Below are 19,855 nucleotides of genomic sequence, written 5' to 3' on the forward strand. Positions count from 1 at the left end.
GCGACGATAGCCGCAGGTGACATCAGTCAATCGATTGCGCGATTTTAGATTTTAGATTTTAGATTAAAGAATTGAAGGATTGACTTGCGCGAGATAAATTCGGGGGCTCCTTTATCGGATACAGGTTTTTTATTTCTGGACGGAGGAATCACGTGGCGGGTATCCTGAATGCTTTCGGTTATGCCGAATTACTGGTTTAACTTTCTATATTGTGGCAGTTATGGTCGATCGCGACGATAGCCGCAGGTGACATCAGTCAATCGATTGCGCGATTTTAGATTTTAGATTTTAGATTAAAGAATTGAAGAATTGACTTGCGCGAGATAAATTCGGGGGCTTCTCGATCAGATACAGGTTTTTTATTTATGGACGGAGGAATCACGTGGCGGGTATCCTGAATGCTTGATTGTCAGCAATCTCTACAATGCCCGCCCATGTATGCAAAACCGCTACCGAGTATCCACTCTCCGGCAACAAACACCCGCCCAATTGGGATCGCGAAGCTGTAATCCGCTACAATCTGTGTTTGGTAAAGAATTTTTACAAGTTCACAGCCCATTACAGCCTTTGCGGCTTGTACTACCCAACCTGCCTGAAAATATGGATTTTGCTACTCTTGCTGCCCAGCTAAATGCTGGAACTATCTTGCCAGAGGGAATTGTCATCATCACCCTCTTGGTGGTTCTCGTCGGCGATTTAATCGTAGGCCGCAGTTCATCTGGTTGGACTCCCTACGTTGCCGTTGCGGGTTTGCTAGCCGCCGTCGCTGCCTTGTGTTTGCAGTGGGATAACGTTGATACCATCTCGTTTCTAGGCGGTTTTAACAGCGATGCCTTGAGTTTAGTGTTTCGCGGAATTATCGCTTTGACTGCGGCTGTCACTATTTTGATATCCGTTCGCTATGTACTGCAAACTGGTACTGCTTTAGCGGAATTCATCGGCATTTTACTCACCGCTACTTTGGGGGGAATGTTCCTCAGCGGCGCTGATGAATTGGTGATGATTTTTATTTCGTTGGAAACTCTGAGTATCTCGTCTTATTTGCTGACGGGTTACACAAAACGCGACCCGCGTTCCAATGAAGCTGCTTTGAAATATTTGTTAATTGGGGCTTCTTCTTCGGCGGTGTTTCTCTACGGGATTTCGCTGCTGTACGGATTGTCGGGCGGCGAAACTCAGTTAAGTGCGATCGCTGCTAACCTTTCTACTGTGAATGAAGGTCAATCTCTCGGTTTGGTGATTGCTTTAGTTTTTGCGATCGCCGGCATCGCCTTCAAAATCTCTGCGGTTCCCTTCCACCAATGGACTCCAGACGTTTACGAAGGTTCTCCTACACCCGTTGTTGCCTTTCTTTCTGTCGGTTCCAAAGCAGCCGGTTTTGCCCTAGCAATCCGCTTGTTAACAACTGCTTTCCCCGCACTTATCGAACAGTGGCACTTCGTGTTCACGGCCTTAGCCATTCTCAGCATGGTGTTAGGAAATGTGGTTGCCCTCGCCCAGACTAGCATGAAGCGGCTTTTGGCTTATTCGTCGATCGCCCAAGCCGGTTTTGTGATGCTGGGTTTGATTGCAGGAACAGAAGCCGGTTACTCCAGCATGATATTTTATCTGTTGGTTTACCTGTTTATGAACTTGGGCGCTTTCGCTTGCATAATCCTGTTCTCGCTGCGGACTGGAACCGACCAAATTAGCGAATACTCAGGTTTGTACCAAAAAGACCCGCTGTTAACTTTAGCCTTAAGTATTTGCCTGCTTTCTCTCGGTGGAATTCCGCCCCTGGCTGGATTTTTCGGCAAAATCTATCTGTTCTGGGCCGGCTGGCAAGCAGGACTTTACGGTTTAGTTATTCTGGGATTAATTACCAGCGTAGTTTCGATTTACTACTACATCCGCGTGGTCAAGATGATGGTAGTAAAAGAACCTCAAGAAATGTCAGACGCGGTGAAAAATTATCCCGAAGTTCGCTGGAACCTTCAGGGAATGCGGCCTTTGCAAGTCAGCGTTGTACTCACTTTGGTGGCGACAACATTGGCGGGAATTTTGTCGAATCCTTTGTTTAATTTGGCCAATGATGCTATTACCAAAACTCCCATGTTGCAGTCGGCATTGAGTCAGGTGCAACCTGTTGTGGCTGCGAAAATTGACTCGAATTTGGTGTCTAGCCGGGATTAATTTTTCCTGTTTTTGAAATAGTGGAAAACGCCTGACTCTTTGCAGTTGGGCGTTTCTTTTTTGTTGTGATATACTGTTAATTATGATTTTTAACCGCAGATGTAGGCAGATTAACGCAGATTAACGCAGATAAAAGTTAGTACAGAGGCAACAATGTTAGTACAAAGTAAGGCAAAGTTTTATACTCCAGATGAGTACCGGGAGTTAGAGGAAACTGCTGAGTTTAGAAATGAATACCGCGATGGAGAAATTGTACAAATGAGTGGTGGTAGTATTAATCACAGCCGGATTATCCGAAATTTGAGTAGAGTCTTGGGAAATTTGCTTGAGGGGCAGCCCTATGAGCTTTTTCACAACGATTTGCGGTGGTGGATTCCTCGGTATCGACGGGGAACTTACCCGGATGTGATGGTGATTGAAGGGGAGCCAGTTTTTACCGAGGGACGCAGTGATGAGATCCTCAATCCGATGCTCATCGTGGAAGTGCTTTCTAAGTCTACCAAGGATTTCGATCGAGAGGATAAGTTTCGGTTTTATCGATCTATCCCTGAATTCTGTGAATATGTGTTAGTCAATCAATCTGAGTTTTTAGTCGCACAATATATTAAAACCGAACCAAATGAATGGTTATTTCGGGAATATGAGGGAGAGACAGCAACAGTTTCTTTTGCTTCCTTGGGAGTGCAAATGTCGATGAGCGAGATTTATGCAAAAGTGGTATTTGAAAGCCCGGAAACGGAAGTGCAGCAGTAAACTTCATGCTATGGGGTGAAGCAATGTCTAGCTTGGTAACAGTAAAACAATAATAACTTGGTGGGTGGTGAGGACTTTAGTCTTCTAATTTTTATGAGGGAAGATATGGATAACTACCGAATTGTCGAAACTTTGACCGAAAGCCAGGTTTCCGACTTGATGGATTTGTACAAAAACGAGTTTTGGAGCGACAAGCGGACGCGGGAGGATGTTGTGAAAATGCTGGCGGCAACTGATGTTACCATTGGTTTTGTCGATGAGACCGATCGACTAATTGGCATTACCCGCGTCATTACCGATTTTGTCTACAGAGCCATGATTTTTGATGTCATCATCAAGCCGACACACAGAAAAATGGGACTGGGCGCGAAGTTAATGGATGCAGTTTTAAGTCATCCCAAATTGCAATCTGTCGAGCATTTTTATCTTAATTGTTTGCCGAACATGATGCCGTTTTACGAGCGTTGGGGTTTCTCGGATGATGTGGGCGAACTTAAGTTTTTGCGGCGAACAACTGGCTGAACTTAGCCCCTTGAAAGCTCCAATTTTTCTCGAATTACGTCTTCTTTGAAACCTACTAAAACAGCCGTTCCATCTTTAACGAAAAGAGGACGTTTCAGCAGCATCGCATCCTTAGCAAAAGCATCTACCCACTGTTCGCTAGTCCAATTTTTCTTGTCATCGCCCAAAGCGCGGTAAGATTGACCGGAAGTATTTCGCATGGGTTCAAAACCTAAAGCAGCTACCCAGCTTTGAATTGTTTCGCGAGTCGGCGGCTGTTCTTTTGTGTTAATGAACTCGTAATTAACATCGCTATCTTTGAGCCACTGGAAAGCTTTTTTGCAGGTTCCGCAGTTGGGGATTCCGTAAACTTGAATTGACATAATAATGACTACTAACTAATGACTAATGACTAATGACTACTGACTAATCTAGCTTGTTGAACCCATTTTTGCACGCGATCGACTGAAGGAGTCAAGTCATTGCGCTGCATTGTCGCTACGTGCAGCCTTAAAACTTGTTGGTGCAATCTCTCCACGGGCATTTGAGCCAATTGAGCCGGAGAAGCAACGCCGGCGTGCAGTAACAGCCCGCAATACTGACACCCTACACTTGGAATTCCAGCCAAATTTGCCATCGCTACCCATTTATTAACATATTGAATGTTAATCTGTAATTGATTGGCTAGCAACACTTTCGCCGCTTGCGTTTTCGTAAGGCGAATTAGTTGTCCGGTTGTGGTGATACTGCACTCTTCCAGTTGAGATTGGTTTTCCTTGCTCAATCCCGGTAAATGTGCGATCGGCCAGTCGCGTACTTGCACAGAAGTTTGAGGAGCTTTATGAGAAATTTTCATGTTTTTTCAGTGAATTTTACTTATACTTTAAAGTCTAAATTATAAAACAGTCAATAGAGGATATCGCTCACGTCACCCTATCAACAAAAACCAGACCAAGGAATTTGACTCATTGCGGGTGTTGTGATAATTATGCTAATTTCCTACAAAGTAGCACTTTCAGCCGGTTTTCCTGCCTGTGGCTCAGGCTTACTGCTTAACCACATCATCCGGGCGATGACGACAAAGACTATAAAAAAGACAGCCTATAAATGCTAGCAAAAAATAAGTGACAGATGAGAATTTTCTCAAAAATGGCTGCCAAATTGACCGTCAGAATTTTAGGGCTTTAATGCTGAGAATGCAAAAACTTGTGGCTGACTGCAAACCCAACTCAAAATTATAGGTTTTTACCCATGACAATTACACAAGGTGATGATTTGTTAACTAATATTCTACACCAACGGCGGCAAAAACTGGCCAGTTTAATTAATTTTCCGGTAATTTTATGGTCGGGGCGCAGCATTCCTCGCAATTATCCGGCACTTACTTATCCCTTTCGTGCCAGCAGTCACTTTTTATATTTTGCTGGTTTGCCCTTAGAAAATGCTGCCATTCGCTTAGAATCGGGCAAATTAGAATTGTTCTTAGATGACGCACCTGCTAGCAGCACTCTTTGGCACGGAGAAATGCCGAAAAGAGCAGAAATTGCCGCACTAATTGGGGCTGATGCTGCTTTCCCAATGGCCGAATTGAAATCGCGATCTACAAATGCAGCAACGATCGCAATTCAGGATTCTTGGACTCAGTTGCAACAGCGTGAAATTCTCGATCGCCCTCTCGCACCGCCCAAATCGCCAACCGGAATTGACCTAGAATTAACCAAGGCAATTATATCTCTGCGCCTGAGCCACGATGCAGCCAGTTTGGCAGAATTGCGTCAAGCTGCCGCTGTCACCGTAGAAGCTCACAAAGCGGGGATGGCGGCAACCCGAAATGCTCAAATTGAAGCGGGGGTGCGCGCTGCAATGGAAAGTGTCATCATCTCCAAAAACATGACCTATGCCTATCCCAGTATCGTGACTGTGCATGGAGAAGTGCTGCACAGCGAACATTATCACAATCCCCTACAAACCGGAGATTTGTTGTTAGCAGATGTCGGTGCGGAAACATCAACGGGATGGGCGGCTGATGTGACTCGCACTTGGCCGGTTTCTGGCAAGTTTTCTCCGACTCAAAGAGCGATTTATGATGTGGTTTTGGCAGCGCACGATGCTTGTATTGATAAAATTAGTCCGGGGGTGGAATATCAAGACATTCATCTGTTAGCTGCTCGGATTATGGCGGAAGGATTAGTTGATTTAGGTATTTTGCGGGGTAATGTTGAAGATTTGGTAGACATGGATGCTCATGCGCTATTTTTTGTGCACGGTATCGGACATTTAATCGGTTTGGATGTTCACGATATGGAAGATTTAGGCGATTTGGCTGGCTATGAAGAAGGAAGAACCAGAAGCAGTCGGTTTGGGTTGGGGTTTTTGCGGTTGAATCGAGTTTTGCGTCCGGGAATGCTAGTATCGATCGAACCGGGATTTTATCAAGTTCCGGCAATCTTAAATCACCCAGAAAATCGCGCTAAATATGAAGATTTTGTGAACTGGGAGGAGTTGGAAAAATTTGCCGATGTGCGCGGAATACGCATAGAAGATGATATACTTGTCCTCGATGAGGGTAGAGAAGTATTGACAGGGAAATTGCCCACAACAGCTCCAGAGATTGAGGAGTTAGTTGCGGTAAATACGTAAGTTGAGCCGAGTTAGATCGCACATACGCAGTTCCATCAGGTGTGAAAAAAGATAAAGATGAATAAAGGTTGGCAAATAAGTCTTTCGATATTAGCTAAAAAAGTGGTCTCGCAAGTCAGAAAATTCGCTGCACTAATACTTCCACGCATTGTTCGTAAACCTAGATCCTCGCGGCCTCCGATGCAAGCTGCATCTTTGCCCAGCAACGAAGAAGAGAGGCTAGAAGCACTTCACCGCTACAACATTCTCGACACAGAAGCCGAAGCAGCTTTTGATGATCTAACAGCTTTAGCATCTTATATTTGCGGCACTCCGATTGCTTTAGTTAGCTTAATAGATTCTAACAGACAGTGGTTTAAATCCAAAGTTGGTCTGGAAGCGCCAGAAACTCCGAGAGAGTTAGCTTTTTGCGCCCACGCTATTTTAAATCCCAACGAATTGCTAGTTGTACCCAATGCTCTAGATGACGATCGCTTTGTCGGCAATCCGCTAGTAACTTCCGATCCAAATATTCGGTTTTATGCTGGAGCCCCGCTAGTAACTCCTGATGGTTATCCGATCGGCACTTTGTGCGCGATAGATACAGTTCCTCGTAATCTCACCCCAGAACAGCTAGAAGCGCTGCGGACTTTAGGACGGCAAATTATTCACCAGATGGAGTTGCGAATAAATCTGACTAAATTAAAGCGCGCACAGATCAAGAACAAACAAGTAGAAGAAAAACTCCGTTCTACAGACGAGCAAATTGTCAATTTTTTAGAAGGAATGAGCGATGCTTTTTTTGCTTTCGACACCCATTGGCGATTTACTTACGTCAATTACAAAGGCTCGCAATTTTTGAAGCGCTCGCAGGAAGAACTTTATGGTAAAAATTTTTGGGAAGAGTTTCCAGAATTCGTGAATTCTGATTTTTATAAAGAGTATCATGAAGCTGTCGCCAAACAAATTGGGGTGGCTTTTGAAAAATATTATCGTCCCTTAAAACTGTGGCTGGAAGTCCGAGTTTTTCCTTCTCACGACGGCATTTCTGTGTTTTTTCATGACATAACTAAGCGCAGGCAGATGGAGTCTGCACTCATGAAAGAACAGAAAAAAACAGAAAGTTTACTGCTAAATATTTTGCCAGAACCGATTGTCACTCGGTTGAAGCACGAACCGGGGGTAATTGCAGACAAGTTTGAAAAAGCAACAATTCTTTTTGCTGACTTGGTGAATTTCACCCAAATTTCTACTACCATGTCTGCCACTAAATTAGTGTACTTGCTGAATGAAATTTTCTCAGCTTTTGACGGACTGAGTGAGAAGCACGGCTTAGAAAAAATTAAGACGATCGGGGATGCTTACATGGTAGCAGCAGGTATTCCCATTGAACGTCCAGACCACGCAGAGGCGATCGCCGAAATGGCGCTGGATATGCTAGTAGCAATTGAGAAATTAAATGTGAAGCTAGACGCGAAATTTGACCTCCGCATCGGGATTAATAGCGGCCCGGTGGTAGCGGGGGTAATCGGCACTAAAAAATTCATTTACGATTTGTGGGGAAATGCGGTAAATACAGCCAGCCGCATGGAATCTCACGGCATAACAGGCCGCATTCAAGTCAGCCACTATACTTATGACTTACTGCAGGATAAATATGAATTTGAAGATCGTGGCGAGATCGAGATTAAAGGTAAAGGGCAAATGCAAACTTATTTGCTGACGGGTAGAAAAACAGTAAGCGATCTCAAAATTGTAGAGTAAATAAAGCTAAGAGTTGAAAGTACCTGATTGTTGAGGAAACTCTGCAGGCTGCGATCGATCGCCTCTTCGGGGCGATCGCCCGCTCGGCAGAACGGCTGCAGCAGAGCAGCCAAATAAGATTATGCTATAGACAGAGATATCCGAGCAATCCTAGGCGCGGTACTCGACGTTATAAAAATACTAAGTTGAAGTCGTCGGAGCCTTTAATAATGGTTCAATTTCATATTCAAACCGATAGCGATATTCCAGCATCCACCCAACTATTCAATCAAATCAGGTTTGCGATCGCCTCGCGACAATTTCCGCCCGGACACCGCTTGCCCAGCACCAGACAGCTAGCCATGCAGACGGGTTTGCACCGCAACACCATCAGCAAAGTATACCGCCAGCTCGAAAATACCGGACTCGTAGAAGCCCAAGCAGGATCGGGCATTTACGTCCGCGCTCAAGGTAACGAAGTTGTAGGCAACAAACTCAAATCTCCGATCCTCGAAGAATATCCCCTGGCCAATAAAATAGTACAAGGAAGTATCGATCAACTGCTGGAACAGGGCTGTACGCTCAACCAAGCGAGGGAATTATTTTTGACCGAAATTGACTGGCGGCTCAGGTGCAGCGCCCGCGTGGTCGTCACAGCCCCCACAGAAGACATCGGCGTGGGTGAACTGATGGCGAAAGAGCTCGAACAAGCTCTCCGCATTCCCATACAGTTAGTGCCGATGGAACAGCTAGGTACTTTTTTGGATCAAATCTCTTCGGGAACTGTGATCACGAGTCGATATTTTATCGGAGAAGCAGAATCAATTTCGGCACCGCGTTCAGTGCGAGTTATTCCCGTAGACATCTATGACTACAGCCAGGAAATCCAGCTAGTCGGGGGTTTGCCTAAAGACAGTTATTTGGGTCTCGTTAGCCTGAGTCCGGGAATGCTACGATCGACCGAAGTCATCATCCACAGCATCCGGGGAGAGGATTTGCTGGTGATGACGGCCTTGGTGTCAGACGAGTACAAGATTAACTCGATCGTGCGATCGGCCAGAACAATTTTTTGCGACCAACCGAGTTTTGCTACAGTAAAAGCTGCCATCAATGCGGCTAGAGAAGATATTATTCGTCCCCCGCAACTGATATGCTCCGAAAATTACATCGGATCTAAGTCGATTAATTTGCTCAAGCGCGAGTTGGGCTTGGGATGATACCATTTTCGATTTTCGATTTTCGATTTTCGATTAAAAAATTGGGAATGACTGCATAATGGTTGGGATATTCTTTAGAGTTGCATCCTTTTGGGAACTGGTATAATTCCCAATTCCTAATGGGCGTAAGCTGCCCACGGCGCACCCTAAATAATTAGGTTATTCGTCCAGGACTGAACTTGTAACTTTCAACTTCCAGTACCCGATACCGGATACCCAATTCCCAACTACCAATTACCAATTACCAATTACCAATTATCCATGACAATTGAAATCCAACCTTCAATTAATGTTAAAACGGCGATCGAAAGCCGGCGGGCCGCGCGCAGCTTCCAACCCGATCCGATTCCCCCAGCAATATTGGCAGAGATTTTGCGATTGGGAGTGCGATCGCCCTCTGGTTACAACTTGCAGCCTTGGCGGTTTATCGTACTTCAAAACGCAGCCAGCAAAGAAAAATTAAAAACTTGCGCCTTCGATCAGCGCCAAGTGGTAGAAGCCCCAGTAGTATTAATCTGTTGTGGCGATCGGCGCGTCGGCAGCCCCGAAAACACCGAAGCCGTCATCGAATTGGGCAAAACCACAGGCGCAATGAATGACAATTTAGCCGGTTATATGCGACAAGCAATCCCGCAATTGTTCGATAACCGTCCCTGCTTCGACTCCCTAGAAGCTTGGACAAACAGACATACAATGCTCGCAGTAGCCCACTTAATGATTGCAGCTAAAAGTTTTGGGGTAGACAGTTGTCCGATGGAAGGTTTTGTCAGCGCTAAGGTGAAAGAAGCCTTTCAAATCCCCGAAGAAGTAGATGTTTGCTGTTTGCTGCCGCTTGGTTATGCAGCCGCACCTTTCAAACAATATGGCGGACGTTTTGATGTGACTCAAGTTTATTACAGCGAAAGTTATGGACAGGCTTTGCAAGCTGAGATTTGAGAGTTAAGATTTTGTGGCGACTTGAATTTTCAGAGTTAAGATTTGGAATGAATCGGGGTGAAAGTTCAAACAAATCCAAAATCCCGACTGTTCTGCAATCTAAAATCTAAAATTCAAAATCTAAAATCGAAACTTGTGAGATAAGACAGAGGAGAAAATATGACAGCAGCAACGATCCAAAGCAACGCCCAACTTCTAGAAGTAAAATTGCAGCAACACTTGCAAGCAGCCGGATTTAAAAACTTACCGCTTTATATTAGTTGCGATTTTCGAGATGAATCTTTAACGGTTGTGGGAGAACACCCGCGTAGTTTAGTTCTCAAAGCCAAACCGACTTTTGCGGTGCTAGAAGCAGCAATTCTCGAAATAAAACCAGAATCTATTCAACAGATTGGACTTTGCCTAAAAATTACCGGGCAAAAACAGCCTTATGCTTTCCATTCTTTTACCATGCACAACCCTGTTTTGTCAAAACCAAAAACAGTGCTGTTGTTCAAAAAAACCGAGAATCCCCCTGCTGAAGAAACGGGGATAGTCTTAACAGAAAATGTGGTACAGACGGCGGATGTAGAGGAGGAGATACCGTTAGAAACGGATGAGAAAGATGCGTGGGATGAAGAATATTTCCCCAATTTTTCTGAGAGTTCCAGCAATTCCGATCCGATCGCCTTCAGCGTGCAAGCAATCCCGGCAGATATTGCAGACAATCCCTTCAATCCGCTGGATATGGAAGCGGTAACAGTTGCCCAAAAACCCAAGCAGTCACCGTTTGCGATGCTGGCTGCAGTAGGAATCATCAGTGTCGCGGCGCTAGTTTTGGCAGGCGGTTATTATATGCTGAGCCGCCCCTGCGTCATCGGAGAATGTAGTGCTTTAGCTAATGCCAAACAGTTGAGCGAGAATTCGACGAAGACGCTGAAAACCTCAAAAGTTGCCAACAGCCCCCAAGAAGCGCAGAAACAGTTAAAACAGGCGATCGCCCTTTTGGAACCGATTCCCTCCTGGTCAATTCATCGCGGTGAAGCTCAAAGCGCCTTGGAAAGCTATCGTTCGCAAAATCAGAATTTAAACTCTGCGATCGATGCAGCGCGCCTCGCACAGTCAGCAGCCCAGAAAACCCAAAATCCGCCTTATTCTGCCGAGAAGGGGCAGGAAGCGCAAGCTCTGTGGCAAAGTGCGATCGCCGAACTCGGAGAAATCCCCGCAGACAGTCCAGTTTATCCGTTTGCTCAGAAAAAAAAGCAGGAGTACCGGAAGAATGTAGCAACTGGAAATCGGCAGTTAAGCACAGAGAAAACAGCGGAAAAAACGCTGCTCGCCGCCAAAAGTAGAGCCCAAATAGCAGAAGCTCGCGAAGCAGTAGCTCAGACAGCCGAGACTTGGGCTCAAGTGCAATCAGGTTGGGAAGAATCCCTCGACATCCTATCAGAAATTCCCACGAACACGACATCTTACCAACAAGCTAAACTGCTAGTTCCCAAATACGAAACCAAACTTTCCGAAGCTCGCGAGCGCAAAAATGTCGAAGGAATTTCGGAAAATGCCTATACTCAAGCTGTGACTTTAGCAGCGGAAGCTCAAATTTTTGAGGGCAAAAACGCCTGGTTTAAAGCATCAGAATCCTGGCGAAGAGCTTTGAGTTACGCGGAGCAAGTGCCGGCGGCAACTGCCTATTCTCAGAAAGCCCAACCGCTGATCGCTTCCTACACAGCTTCATTGCAGCAAGCAGAAGTAAAGTTGCAGGAAGAAAGGAACCTGCAAAAAGCCCGCACGGATTTAGATAGAACTTGCAAAGGCAACCCCAAGATTTGCGACTATACTGTTAGCAAAGATTTGATTGCGGTGCAGATGACTCCAGGTTACGTGCAGAAACTGCAACAAACTTTCATTCAAGCAAACAACAACAATGCTGTGAAGTCTCGCCAAGCTGTAGAAAACCACGTTCAAACGTTGCAAAAAGCTTTGGAGGCGATCGCCGAAAACGCCAAAATCCCTATGCAGGTGTACGATGGCGAAGGCAAGCGGATTGGGAGTCACGAACCGAAGTAGTTGTTACGGCATTTAATTTTAGTTTTTGGGGCGGGCTAGAAGCAACGCCCCACTGATTGTTTCAAGAAACATGATTGTTACAATTAAATGCGCGCTAACAACTTAGAACATCCGAACACACGCTACAATTTCGGCAATCAAAAAGTATAAAAGGATGTTAGCAATCAAATGCTAGAAAAGGTCAAACTTCATAACTTCAAAAGTCATAAAGATACAGAACTTAGTTTAGATAGTTCAGGCCTACACGCACTGGTAGGACAAAACAGTTCGGGTAAAACATCAGTGTTGCAAGCATTGCATTATCTCAGTCGGCTTGCTAATTCATCATTTGACAATATTTTTAAGCATGAAATAGCGCCTCAATTTATTACAACAATGGGGCAAAATAATATGTCTGTTACTGCAAGTGGTTTTTGGAAAGACCCAGAGCGAAATGATTGGGAAGCTTCCTATGAATGGAGACAAACCGTTACTCAGAAGTGGGTTTTTAGAGCATTATGGAAGGCCGATAAAAACCCAGAATATAGGAAAGTAATCTCTGAAACTTCCTTAATGACTACGGAAGAGCCAATTCAGCAATCTTTGAGAAACGCAGTTCACCTGAAACTCGTAGCCAGTAATCTTGCTAAAGCAGCTTACAGTGATGCAATTACACCGCGAGTTGAGTTCGATGGTTCCGGGTTAGCACCTACCTTAGACTATCTTCGTGACGAAGCTCCAGATAAATTTCAATCTTTACAGGAAATGTTGAAACGGATTGTACCAGGTGTACGCGAGGTAGGGGTAAGGCGAGCTAAAGTTATGGTCAATCGTCAACGCTTAATCGAAGTCGGTGGAAAGTCTATCTCCTACGAAGAAAGTCAGGAAATTGCAGGGCAAGAAGTTGTCCTAGACATGAATACTGGTAAGCGTATTCCAGCCCATGCCATTAGCGAAGGAACAATGCTCACTCTAGGATTATTGACTGTTTTGATGAATACTAATCAACCTAATTTAGTATTACTAGATGATGTTGAACAGGGACTCCATTCAACAGCTCAACGAGAATTAATCGCTGTTTTCAAGGAAATTATTCAAGAAAACAGCAACCTGCAAATTATTTTTTCGACCCATTCTCCTTACATTGTCGATGAACTTATTCCTTCTCAAGTCCACGTATTAAGTAACAACAATTCAGGTGTGACTCGTTGCAAACGATTGGATGAACATCCTGATGTAGAATGGGCAAAACAAACTTTAACCACTGGCGAATTTTGGGATTCGGTGGGGGAAGATTGGGTGGTTGCAGGAGAAAGAAATGATTGAGTTTGTCGTGATTGTAGAAAGTAGCGCAGATGCACGAACCGCTACTAAATTAGCCGATCGCGTTTTAGTAGAAAACATTGATTGGTTAGAACCTGAGATGCTGCAACATCTATTTCACTGGAGTGGTTTAGAAGAAAATACAGAGCATTCTTGCTGGAAAAATATTAATCATATCATTGAGCGTGAAAAAGAATCAGGATTTCAGCCACCCAGATTTTTACGTCGTGATAAGCCTCGCCAGAAAACATTACAACCTGATGGAGCAAATACTATCAAAATTATTAATTTAGTCAGTTATCTTCAAAAAACACGAAACATTAAAGCACTTCTCTTGATTCGAGATTTAGATAATCAACCTGAACGAAGACAAGGAATTGAGCAAGCACGTTCTGAACACATCAATCGACAACCTAAATTAGAAATTATTATTGGTACAGCCGACAGAATGCGGGAAGCCTGGGTCTTAAATGGGTTTATTCCATCTAATCAAGAGGAAAAACAAATTCTTCAAGAGATAACGACCGAATTGACGTTTAATCCTTGCGAGGAGTCACACAGACTACGCTCTAACTCATTGACAGAACCCGATCGCATTAGAAATCCTAAAGTTGTTGTCGAAAAGCTAACAGGTGGCAGAATGGAGCGCGAACAACAGTGCTGGGAAGACACGCCTCTGGAATTTCTACGAAAAAAAGGTGTTCATACAGGCTTAACAGCCTATATTGATGAAATCGAGGAACGATTAATTCCCATCATTTTATCTGACTAAAAAAGTAATTCACGATTTACGCATCACCTCTATATTGCCGGTTTGCACTGCGCGCCTTACCGCTATCAGTAGCGAGTAAAATCACTTATTGCATAAGTCCTGTTCATTCAAAACTAATCGGTATCCCCAGCAATTTCATCCGCAGTCAATCCAGCTTGAAAAACTTGTTTAGCCGTCAAATTCAACTCTGGAAAAGTTGGCGACTCAATCCTATCATTTCCCCGAAACAAACTCACCTCATACTCGCCATCAACCAACTGATAAACCGAAATAGTCGGTTGCTTGGGATTCCCGATAAACCTACGGCCGCCCAAACCGAGATAATCCACAATCCAGTATTCAGGAATCCCGATTAGTTCGTATTCGCCTACTTTTTTGATGTAGTCATCTTGCCAATTCGTGCTAACTACTTCAATAACCAGCGGAATTGATGCGCCTTGAGTCACGGTTGAGAATTTTTTCCACATAGGTTCTGACGCTAAGTTGGGGCGATTTAATATCGGAATATCGGGCGAATAAGCTGATTCGTTTTCCAGTGGCTTAACTAATGCTTGTTTGGGGATGAAGTACGGAAGTTTTACCTTTCTAAACTCAGCAGTTAACTCTGAGGCTAAAAAACCGATAACTTCTTCATGGTCTCCTAATGGCTGTGACATTTCAACAATCTCTCCATTGTGCAGTTCATAACGTGCATTTTCGGGCTTCCATTCCGCAAATTCTTCAAAAGTTAGCGTTTTAGTTGCTATTTGAATCATGGCTAATTCTCCTTAGTGATGACTGGGGCGGGCTAGAAGCCCACCCCACAAGATAACTCACTCTTTGTGGAACAGGCATCTTGCCTGTTCCCCCCACCTCACAATAAAATTTAAGTCTTGTGGAACAGGCATCTTGCCTGTTCTTAAAAATAGTGCCAAATGCAAGTTTCTACCTACATTATCTTACCACTTATCAATTATCAATGCCCAATGCCAAAGGCCCAATGCCCAATGCCCAATCACCAATTCCCAATTACCATTTGATCAATTGTGCATCTTGATTAAAAAACTTCCGAGACAATCCCTCAGTCAACAGCAGAGTGGCGATTACAGTTGCCAGCGCTAACACAAACATAATCAAAATCTGGTAAGATGCTGCATCGAGAGGACTGACACCGCTCAGCATTTGACCTGTCATCATTCCGGGTAAAGTTACGATTCCTACCACCGTCATTGTATTTAAGAGCGGGATTAATCCAGCTTTGATCGCATCTTTGCGGTACTGTTTTACTGCTTGCTGCGGCGTAGAACCTAAACTTAAATGGGTTTCTATTTCTAACTGGCTGCTATTAACTGTACTGACAAGTCTTTCGCCCGCGATCGCCCCGGAGTTCATGGCATTGCCCAAAATCATACCCGCTAAGGGAATCAGGTATTGCGGTTCGTACCAAGGGTCAGGTTGCAAAATTAGCAAGTTTGTATAGGCGAGAGTCAAGGCCGTACTTATCAAAATTGAACCCCAAACTAAAGGCAGTAAGTTCTTGATTTTTTTGCTGATGCGGTTGCTGGCAACCATGCTAGCTGTTGTCAGCATGATTGCTAAAACTGCTAAAACCAGCCAAGGATTTTTCCCCTCCGGGTCAAATATAACTTCGAGCACGTACCCGACTAAGATTAGCTGGATCAGGGTGCGCCCTGCTGCGATCGCGATCGCCCCCTCCAATCCCAATTGCTGCCACGCCGAAAGCCCGATCGCGATCGCCACCATCCCCAAAGCCCAACCCAAATCAGTAAAATCTAGCAGAATTAACACCGGCCCACCCTTTCGATAATGTGATTGTTTGCCTGTCCAAATATAAGATATTTGAATAAAGGTTTCTGAGAAACAGTTTTGCTGCAAGAATTTGCTTTGATAATGCTTGAAATTTGTGGTGTCAAAAGTGAATAATGTTCCCCCCCTCGACTTAACCCGCCAATACGCGCTCCTTGGCGACGAAATAACCGCTGCGGTGCAAAAAGTGCTTGCCTCTGGCGGCTACGTAGGCGGCCCGGCCGTCAAGAGTTTTGAACGAGAGTTCGCCGACTACATCGGCGTTTCCGAGTGCGTTGGCTGCAACTCCGGCACCGATGCCCTGATTTTGGCTTTGCGAGCTCTCAAAATTGGCCCCGGCGATGAAGTGATTACCACTCCTTTTACCTTTTTTGCTTCGGCTGAGACAATTAGCGCCGTCGGTGCGACTCCAGTATTTGTCGATATTGACAGCGATACTTTTAATCTGGATGTCGAGCTCCTCGAAGCGGCAATTACCGACAAAACCAAGGCAATTATGCCAGTGCACATCTTCGGCCAACCGGTAGACATGACTCGGCTGATGGAAATTGCGACTCGGCACAATTTAGCCGTAATTGAAGATTGCGCCCAATCTGTCGGGGCCGAGTGGCAATCTCGAAAAGTCGGCAGCATCGGTCATGTCGGCTGCTTCAGTTTTTATCCGACCAAAAACTTAGGCGCTTGCGGTGATGGTGGCGCGGTGACGACAAACGATCCAGCCCTCGCAGCTTCGATGCGAGTGCTCAAAGAACACGGACAGTCTTCTAGGTATTTCTACGAAGAAATCGGCTACAACAGCCGTTTAGATGCCCTGCAAGCGGTGATTCTCAGCATTAAATTGCGATATCTCGACAGTTGGAACACTCAGCGACAGGAGAAAGCGGCACTTTACAGCGAATTTCTCTCCCGCGTGCCCGGAGTTGCCATCCCCAAAGAATTGCCCGAAGCAAAAGGAGTTTGGAATCAATACACGATCCGGCTGACAAGTCCAGAAGACGCCCAAAATCCCTCTGGCAATTTTCGAGATTGGATGCGGGCTCAGTTGCAGGAAGCTGGCATCGGTTCGATGGTTTACTATCCGTTACCTTTGCACCTGCAACCTGTTTACAAATCTTTGGGTTATCAAGCAGGTCAGTTGTCAAAGGCTGAGCAAGTTTGTCGCGAAGTCTTGTCTTTGCCGATGTTCCCGGAACTGTCGAGGGATCAACAAGAGCGGACGATTTATGGGCTGAAAGATTGCTTGGCAAAGGCCGATCGCATCCGGTAGCTTTGGCGCGATGGCATCAGCGAGGGAAATGCAGGAGGAGAAAAGAATTGCAGGGTTGCAGTGGTGTGAGAATGTGCAGCGTTCAGGGAGAACGGTTAAGTATTTTGACCGATCACTTGTACTTTTATGTACTATATTTAATGAAAAGAAACAAATTTAGGCTAGCAATCCGCCTCGAACGGGTGCATTTTCCGCTCGCCTAAAACTTGCAGTGCGATCGGTCAATGATGAAGAAGGAAGAAGGAAGAGGAAAAAGGGAAGAACGAAGAAGGAAGAACGAAGAACGAAGAATAAATAATATTTGAACTTTCGACTTCCAATCCCCGATGCCCAATGCCTGATGCCTAATGCCCGATGCCCGATGGCCGATGCCCAATTCTCAATTTAACCTGTAATTTTCAGAAGATAAGAGGAAAATAAACGAGTGCCTCAGTATCAATTCACTCAGGCTAGACGCTACGATCCACAAGCGATCGCTCAGTATTACCGCAAACGTCCTTGGAAAGCAATTTGGCGCGCAATTACCGTTATTTGGTCTTTTGCAGGCTTCGTTCTGGGGATGCTGTGGGACAGTTGGCAGCATGAAGTCGCAGCACACCAGCCGGAACGGGCCACCCACCTACGACAAATACTCACTCGCTTGGGCCCCACTTTCATTAAAGTCGGCCAAGCACTTTCTACCAGACCGGATTTGATCCGCAAAGACTTTCTCGAAGAATTGATCAAACTTCAGGATCAATTGCCGCCGTTTGACTCGGTGCGCGCTTTCGAGATTATTGAAGCGGAACTCGATCGCAAAATTAGCGAAACCTACAGCGAAATCTCCCCCGAACCTGTCGCCGCGGCAAGTCTCGGTCAAGTCTACCGAGCTCGCCTCCTCACCGGGGAAGCAGTAGCAGTCAAGGTTCAGCGACCGAATTTGCTGCCCGTATTGAGCCTTGACCTTTACTTAATGCGCTGGGCCGCTGGATGGTTGGGCCCGTTGCTGCCGCTGAATCTCGGTCACGACCTTTGTTTGATCGTCGATGAATTCGGTATCAAATTGTTCGAGGAAATTGATTATATCAATGAAGGCCGCAACGCCGAGAAATTTGCGACAAATTTTGCCGACGACCCGACAGTAAAAGTTCCGAGCATTTACTGGCGCTATACTTCAAATTGCGTTCTGACTCTTGAATGGATTGACGGCATCAAGCTGACAGATATGGAAAGTGTTAAAGCCGCAGGTTTGGATACCGATAGTTTAATTGAAGTCGGAGTCCGCAGCGGTTTGCGGCAGTTGCTGGAACACGGATTTTTTCACGCTGACCCCCATCCGGGAAATCTGTTTGCCTTAGCGGACGGCCGCATGGCTTACATTGATTTTGGGATGATGGATCAGATGGAAGAAACAACTAAAGAAACTTTGGTTGATTCTGTCGTTCATTTGATCAACAAAGATTACTTACAATTAGCGAAGGATTTTGTCAAACTTGGCTTTTTGACTCCAGATACAGATATTATGCCGATCGTCCCGGCGTTGGAATCTGTACTGGGTGATATCGTCGGCGAAAAGGTGTCAGATTTTAACTTCAAGACGATTACAGACCAGTTTTCGGAGTTGATGTACGATTATCCTTTCCGGGTGCCGGCGAAATTTGCCTTAATTATTCGCTCTCTGGTGACAGAAGAAGGTTTGGCCCTGACGCTGAATCCGAATTTCAAGATAGTCGAGGTGGCGTATCCTTATGTAGCGCGACGTTTGTTGAACGGAGAATCTCCGGCTCTGCGGCGGCGTCTGATTGAGGTATTATTCAAAGATGGCAAATTCCAGTGGAACAGGTTAGAGGACATGATCGCGATCGCCCGATCGGATCGCAGTTTCGACTTGCTCCCCACCGCCCAACTAGGCTTGCAATTTTTGCTGTCCGAGGAAGGCTCGTTTTTGAGACGCCAGCTAATGTTAGCTTTGATTGAGGACGATCGAATCCACACCGAAGAAGTTCGCAGCCTGTGGAACTTAGTCAAGGAAGATTTGCAGCCCAGTCGCCTGTTCAACGTTGCTCTAGGCGCTTTGACGGAGTTTTCCACAGCAGGAGCAGCCGCGCTAACTCGATTTTAGTCATTAGTCATTGGTCATTAGTCATTAGTCATTGGTTATTTATTGGTTGTTAGTTGTTGGTTCTAATAACTAACAACCAATACCCAATGCCCAATGCCCAATGCCCAATGCCCCATGCCCAATTCCCCATTTCCTATTACCCAAATTAAGGAATTATTCGTGTATTATTTTCCAGAACCTCCCTATTTTTTAATGTCGGCTGGATTACTAGCAGGTATGGCTTCCGGCGTAGCATTTGAAGCAACTCTCAAACAATCCGTACAACAGTGGTCTAAAAATCGTTCTACTCGCACCTTGGCTAACCTGCCAAGGCTGCAATTGGTCATACCTTTTCTGGGAATGGCGGGCGGTATTTGCGTATTTTTAGCTTCTGGGATGGAGATTTTTGGCTTCCCAAAACTACTTTGTTATGCCCTAGCTTTGCCACTGACGCTACTCACAGGCTGGCTAGTTTGGACTCAGCTAGGTAAGCTTTTGATCGAGTTAGAACGTGGAGGTTCCCAAGCGCTGGATTTAGATTCTTTTGAACAATGAAAGTTAACTATCAACCTCTTTTAATCAGAAGGAAGGGGGTTGATAGTTATCTAGGATTATCCTATTTGATGCTTTTTGAACCG

The 19,855-nt window shown here is 45.2% G+C and carries 17 protein-coding genes; 13 read left to right on the forward strand and 4 right to left on the reverse strand.

Features of this window, described 5'->3' with window-relative positions:
* The first annotated feature begins 600 nt into the window (after positions 1-600).
* The 3 genes from QUB20_RS06175 to QUB20_RS06185 all read left to right on the forward strand — a co-directional run bounded on the left by QUB20_RS06175 (position 601) and on the right by QUB20_RS06185 (position 3,447).
* On the forward strand, positions 601-2,172 hold the full coding sequence (locus QUB20_RS06175; RefSeq protein ID WP_333244856.1) for an NAD(P)H-quinone oxidoreductase subunit N: 1,572 nt from the start codon (positions 601-603) through the stop codon (positions 2,170-2,172).
* A 153-nt stretch (positions 2,173-2,325) separates the two neighbouring features.
* Positions 2,326-2,925, forward strand: coding sequence for a Uma2 family endonuclease (locus tag QUB20_RS06180; protein ID WP_333244841.1), 600 nt, complete (start codon positions 2,326-2,328; stop codon positions 2,923-2,925).
* Between the two features lie 105 nt (positions 2,926-3,030).
* A complete protein-coding gene (locus QUB20_RS06185) occupies positions 3,031-3,447 on the forward strand; it encodes a GNAT family N-acetyltransferase (RefSeq protein WP_333244838.1) in 417 nt (138 codons plus the stop codon).
* 2 nt (positions 3,448-3,449) lie between these two features.
* Here the strand turns inward: QUB20_RS06185 and QUB20_RS06190 are convergent, their stop codons facing one another.
* Together QUB20_RS06190 and QUB20_RS06195 are read right to left on the reverse strand one after the other, a co-directional pair.
* A complete protein-coding gene (locus QUB20_RS06190; protein ID WP_333053803.1) occupies positions 3,450-3,809 on the reverse strand; it encodes a Spx/MgsR family RNA polymerase-binding regulatory protein in 360 nt (119 codons plus the stop codon).
* 29 nt (positions 3,810-3,838) lie between these two features.
* A complete protein-coding gene (locus QUB20_RS06195; protein ID WP_333053804.1) occupies positions 3,839-4,282 on the reverse strand; it encodes a DUF4332 domain-containing protein in 444 nt (147 codons plus the stop codon).
* A 395-nt stretch (positions 4,283-4,677) separates the two neighbouring features.
* Here QUB20_RS06195 and QUB20_RS06200 point away from each other — a divergent pair, with 395 nt between their 5' ends.
* From QUB20_RS06200 to QUB20_RS06230, 7 genes are all read left to right on the forward strand, one after another.
* Complete coding sequence (locus QUB20_RS06200) at positions 4,678-6,066, forward strand: aminopeptidase P family protein (protein ID WP_333233070.1); 1,389 nt, start codon at positions 4,678-4,680, stop codon at positions 6,064-6,066.
* Positions 6,067-6,246: 180 nt separating this feature from the next.
* Complete coding sequence (locus QUB20_RS06205; protein ID WP_333244833.1) at positions 6,247-7,809, forward strand: adenylate/guanylate cyclase domain-containing protein; 1,563 nt, start codon at positions 6,247-6,249, stop codon at positions 7,807-7,809.
* 209 nt (positions 7,810-8,018) lie between these two features.
* On the forward strand, positions 8,019-9,005 hold the full coding sequence (locus tag QUB20_RS06210; RefSeq protein ID WP_333053807.1) for a GntR family transcriptional regulator: 987 nt from the start codon (positions 8,019-8,021) through the stop codon (positions 9,003-9,005).
* Between the two features lie 261 nt (positions 9,006-9,266).
* The gene (locus tag QUB20_RS06215) at positions 9,267-9,941 is read left to right on the forward strand and encodes a nitroreductase family protein (protein WP_333244830.1); all 675 of its coding nucleotides are present in this window, start codon (positions 9,267-9,269) and stop codon (positions 9,939-9,941) included.
* 159 nt (positions 9,942-10,100) lie between these two features.
* Complete coding sequence (locus QUB20_RS06220; RefSeq protein WP_333244826.1) at positions 10,101-11,990, forward strand: hypothetical protein; 1,890 nt, start codon at positions 10,101-10,103, stop codon at positions 11,988-11,990.
* Between the two features lie 168 nt (positions 11,991-12,158).
* On the forward strand, positions 12,159-13,295 hold the full coding sequence (locus QUB20_RS06225; RefSeq protein ID WP_333244823.1) for an AAA family ATPase: 1,137 nt from the start codon (positions 12,159-12,161) through the stop codon (positions 13,293-13,295).
* Positions 13,288-14,064 (forward strand): hypothetical protein, encoded by a 777-nt coding sequence (locus QUB20_RS06230; RefSeq protein WP_333244820.1) that lies wholly within the window; start codon positions 13,288-13,290, stop codon positions 14,062-14,064. The genes QUB20_RS06225 and QUB20_RS06230 overlap by 8 nt, the downstream gene beginning before the upstream one ends.
* A 113-nt stretch (positions 14,065-14,177) precedes the next feature.
* Here QUB20_RS06230 and QUB20_RS06235 read toward each other — a convergent pair whose 3' ends face one another.
* Complete coding sequence (locus QUB20_RS06235; protein ID WP_333244817.1) at positions 14,178-14,819, reverse strand: Uma2 family endonuclease; 642 nt, start codon at positions 14,817-14,819, stop codon at positions 14,178-14,180.
* Positions 14,820-15,072: 253 nt separating this feature from the next.
* Positions 15,073-15,852 carry an ABC transporter permease gene (locus QUB20_RS06240; protein ID WP_333053811.1) on the reverse strand — a complete coding sequence of 260 codons (780 nt, stop codon included), beginning with the start codon at positions 15,850-15,852 and terminating at the stop codon, positions 15,073-15,075.
* A gap of 127 nt (positions 15,853-15,979) precedes the next feature.
* Between QUB20_RS06240 and QUB20_RS06245 the strand changes: the two genes are divergently transcribed.
* From QUB20_RS06245 to QUB20_RS06255, 3 genes are all read left to right on the forward strand, one after another.
* Complete coding sequence (locus QUB20_RS06245) at positions 15,980-17,137, forward strand: DegT/DnrJ/EryC1/StrS family aminotransferase (protein WP_333244814.1); 1,158 nt, start codon at positions 15,980-15,982, stop codon at positions 17,135-17,137.
* Positions 17,138-17,561: 424 nt separating this feature from the next.
* On the forward strand, positions 17,562-19,238 hold the full coding sequence (locus QUB20_RS06250) for an AarF/ABC1/UbiB kinase family protein (RefSeq protein WP_333210330.1): 1,677 nt from the start codon (positions 17,562-17,564) through the stop codon (positions 19,236-19,238).
* Between the two features lie 114 nt (positions 19,239-19,352).
* On the forward strand, positions 19,353-19,772 hold the full coding sequence (locus tag QUB20_RS06255; RefSeq protein WP_445243168.1) for a hypothetical protein: 420 nt from the start codon (positions 19,353-19,355) through the stop codon (positions 19,770-19,772).
* Positions 19,773-19,855: the final 83 nt, after the last annotated feature.

This window comes from Microcoleus sp. B4-C2 (genome assembly GCF_036705265.1).
GTDB lineage: Bacteria > Cyanobacteriota > Cyanobacteriia > Cyanobacteriales > Microcoleaceae > Microcoleus.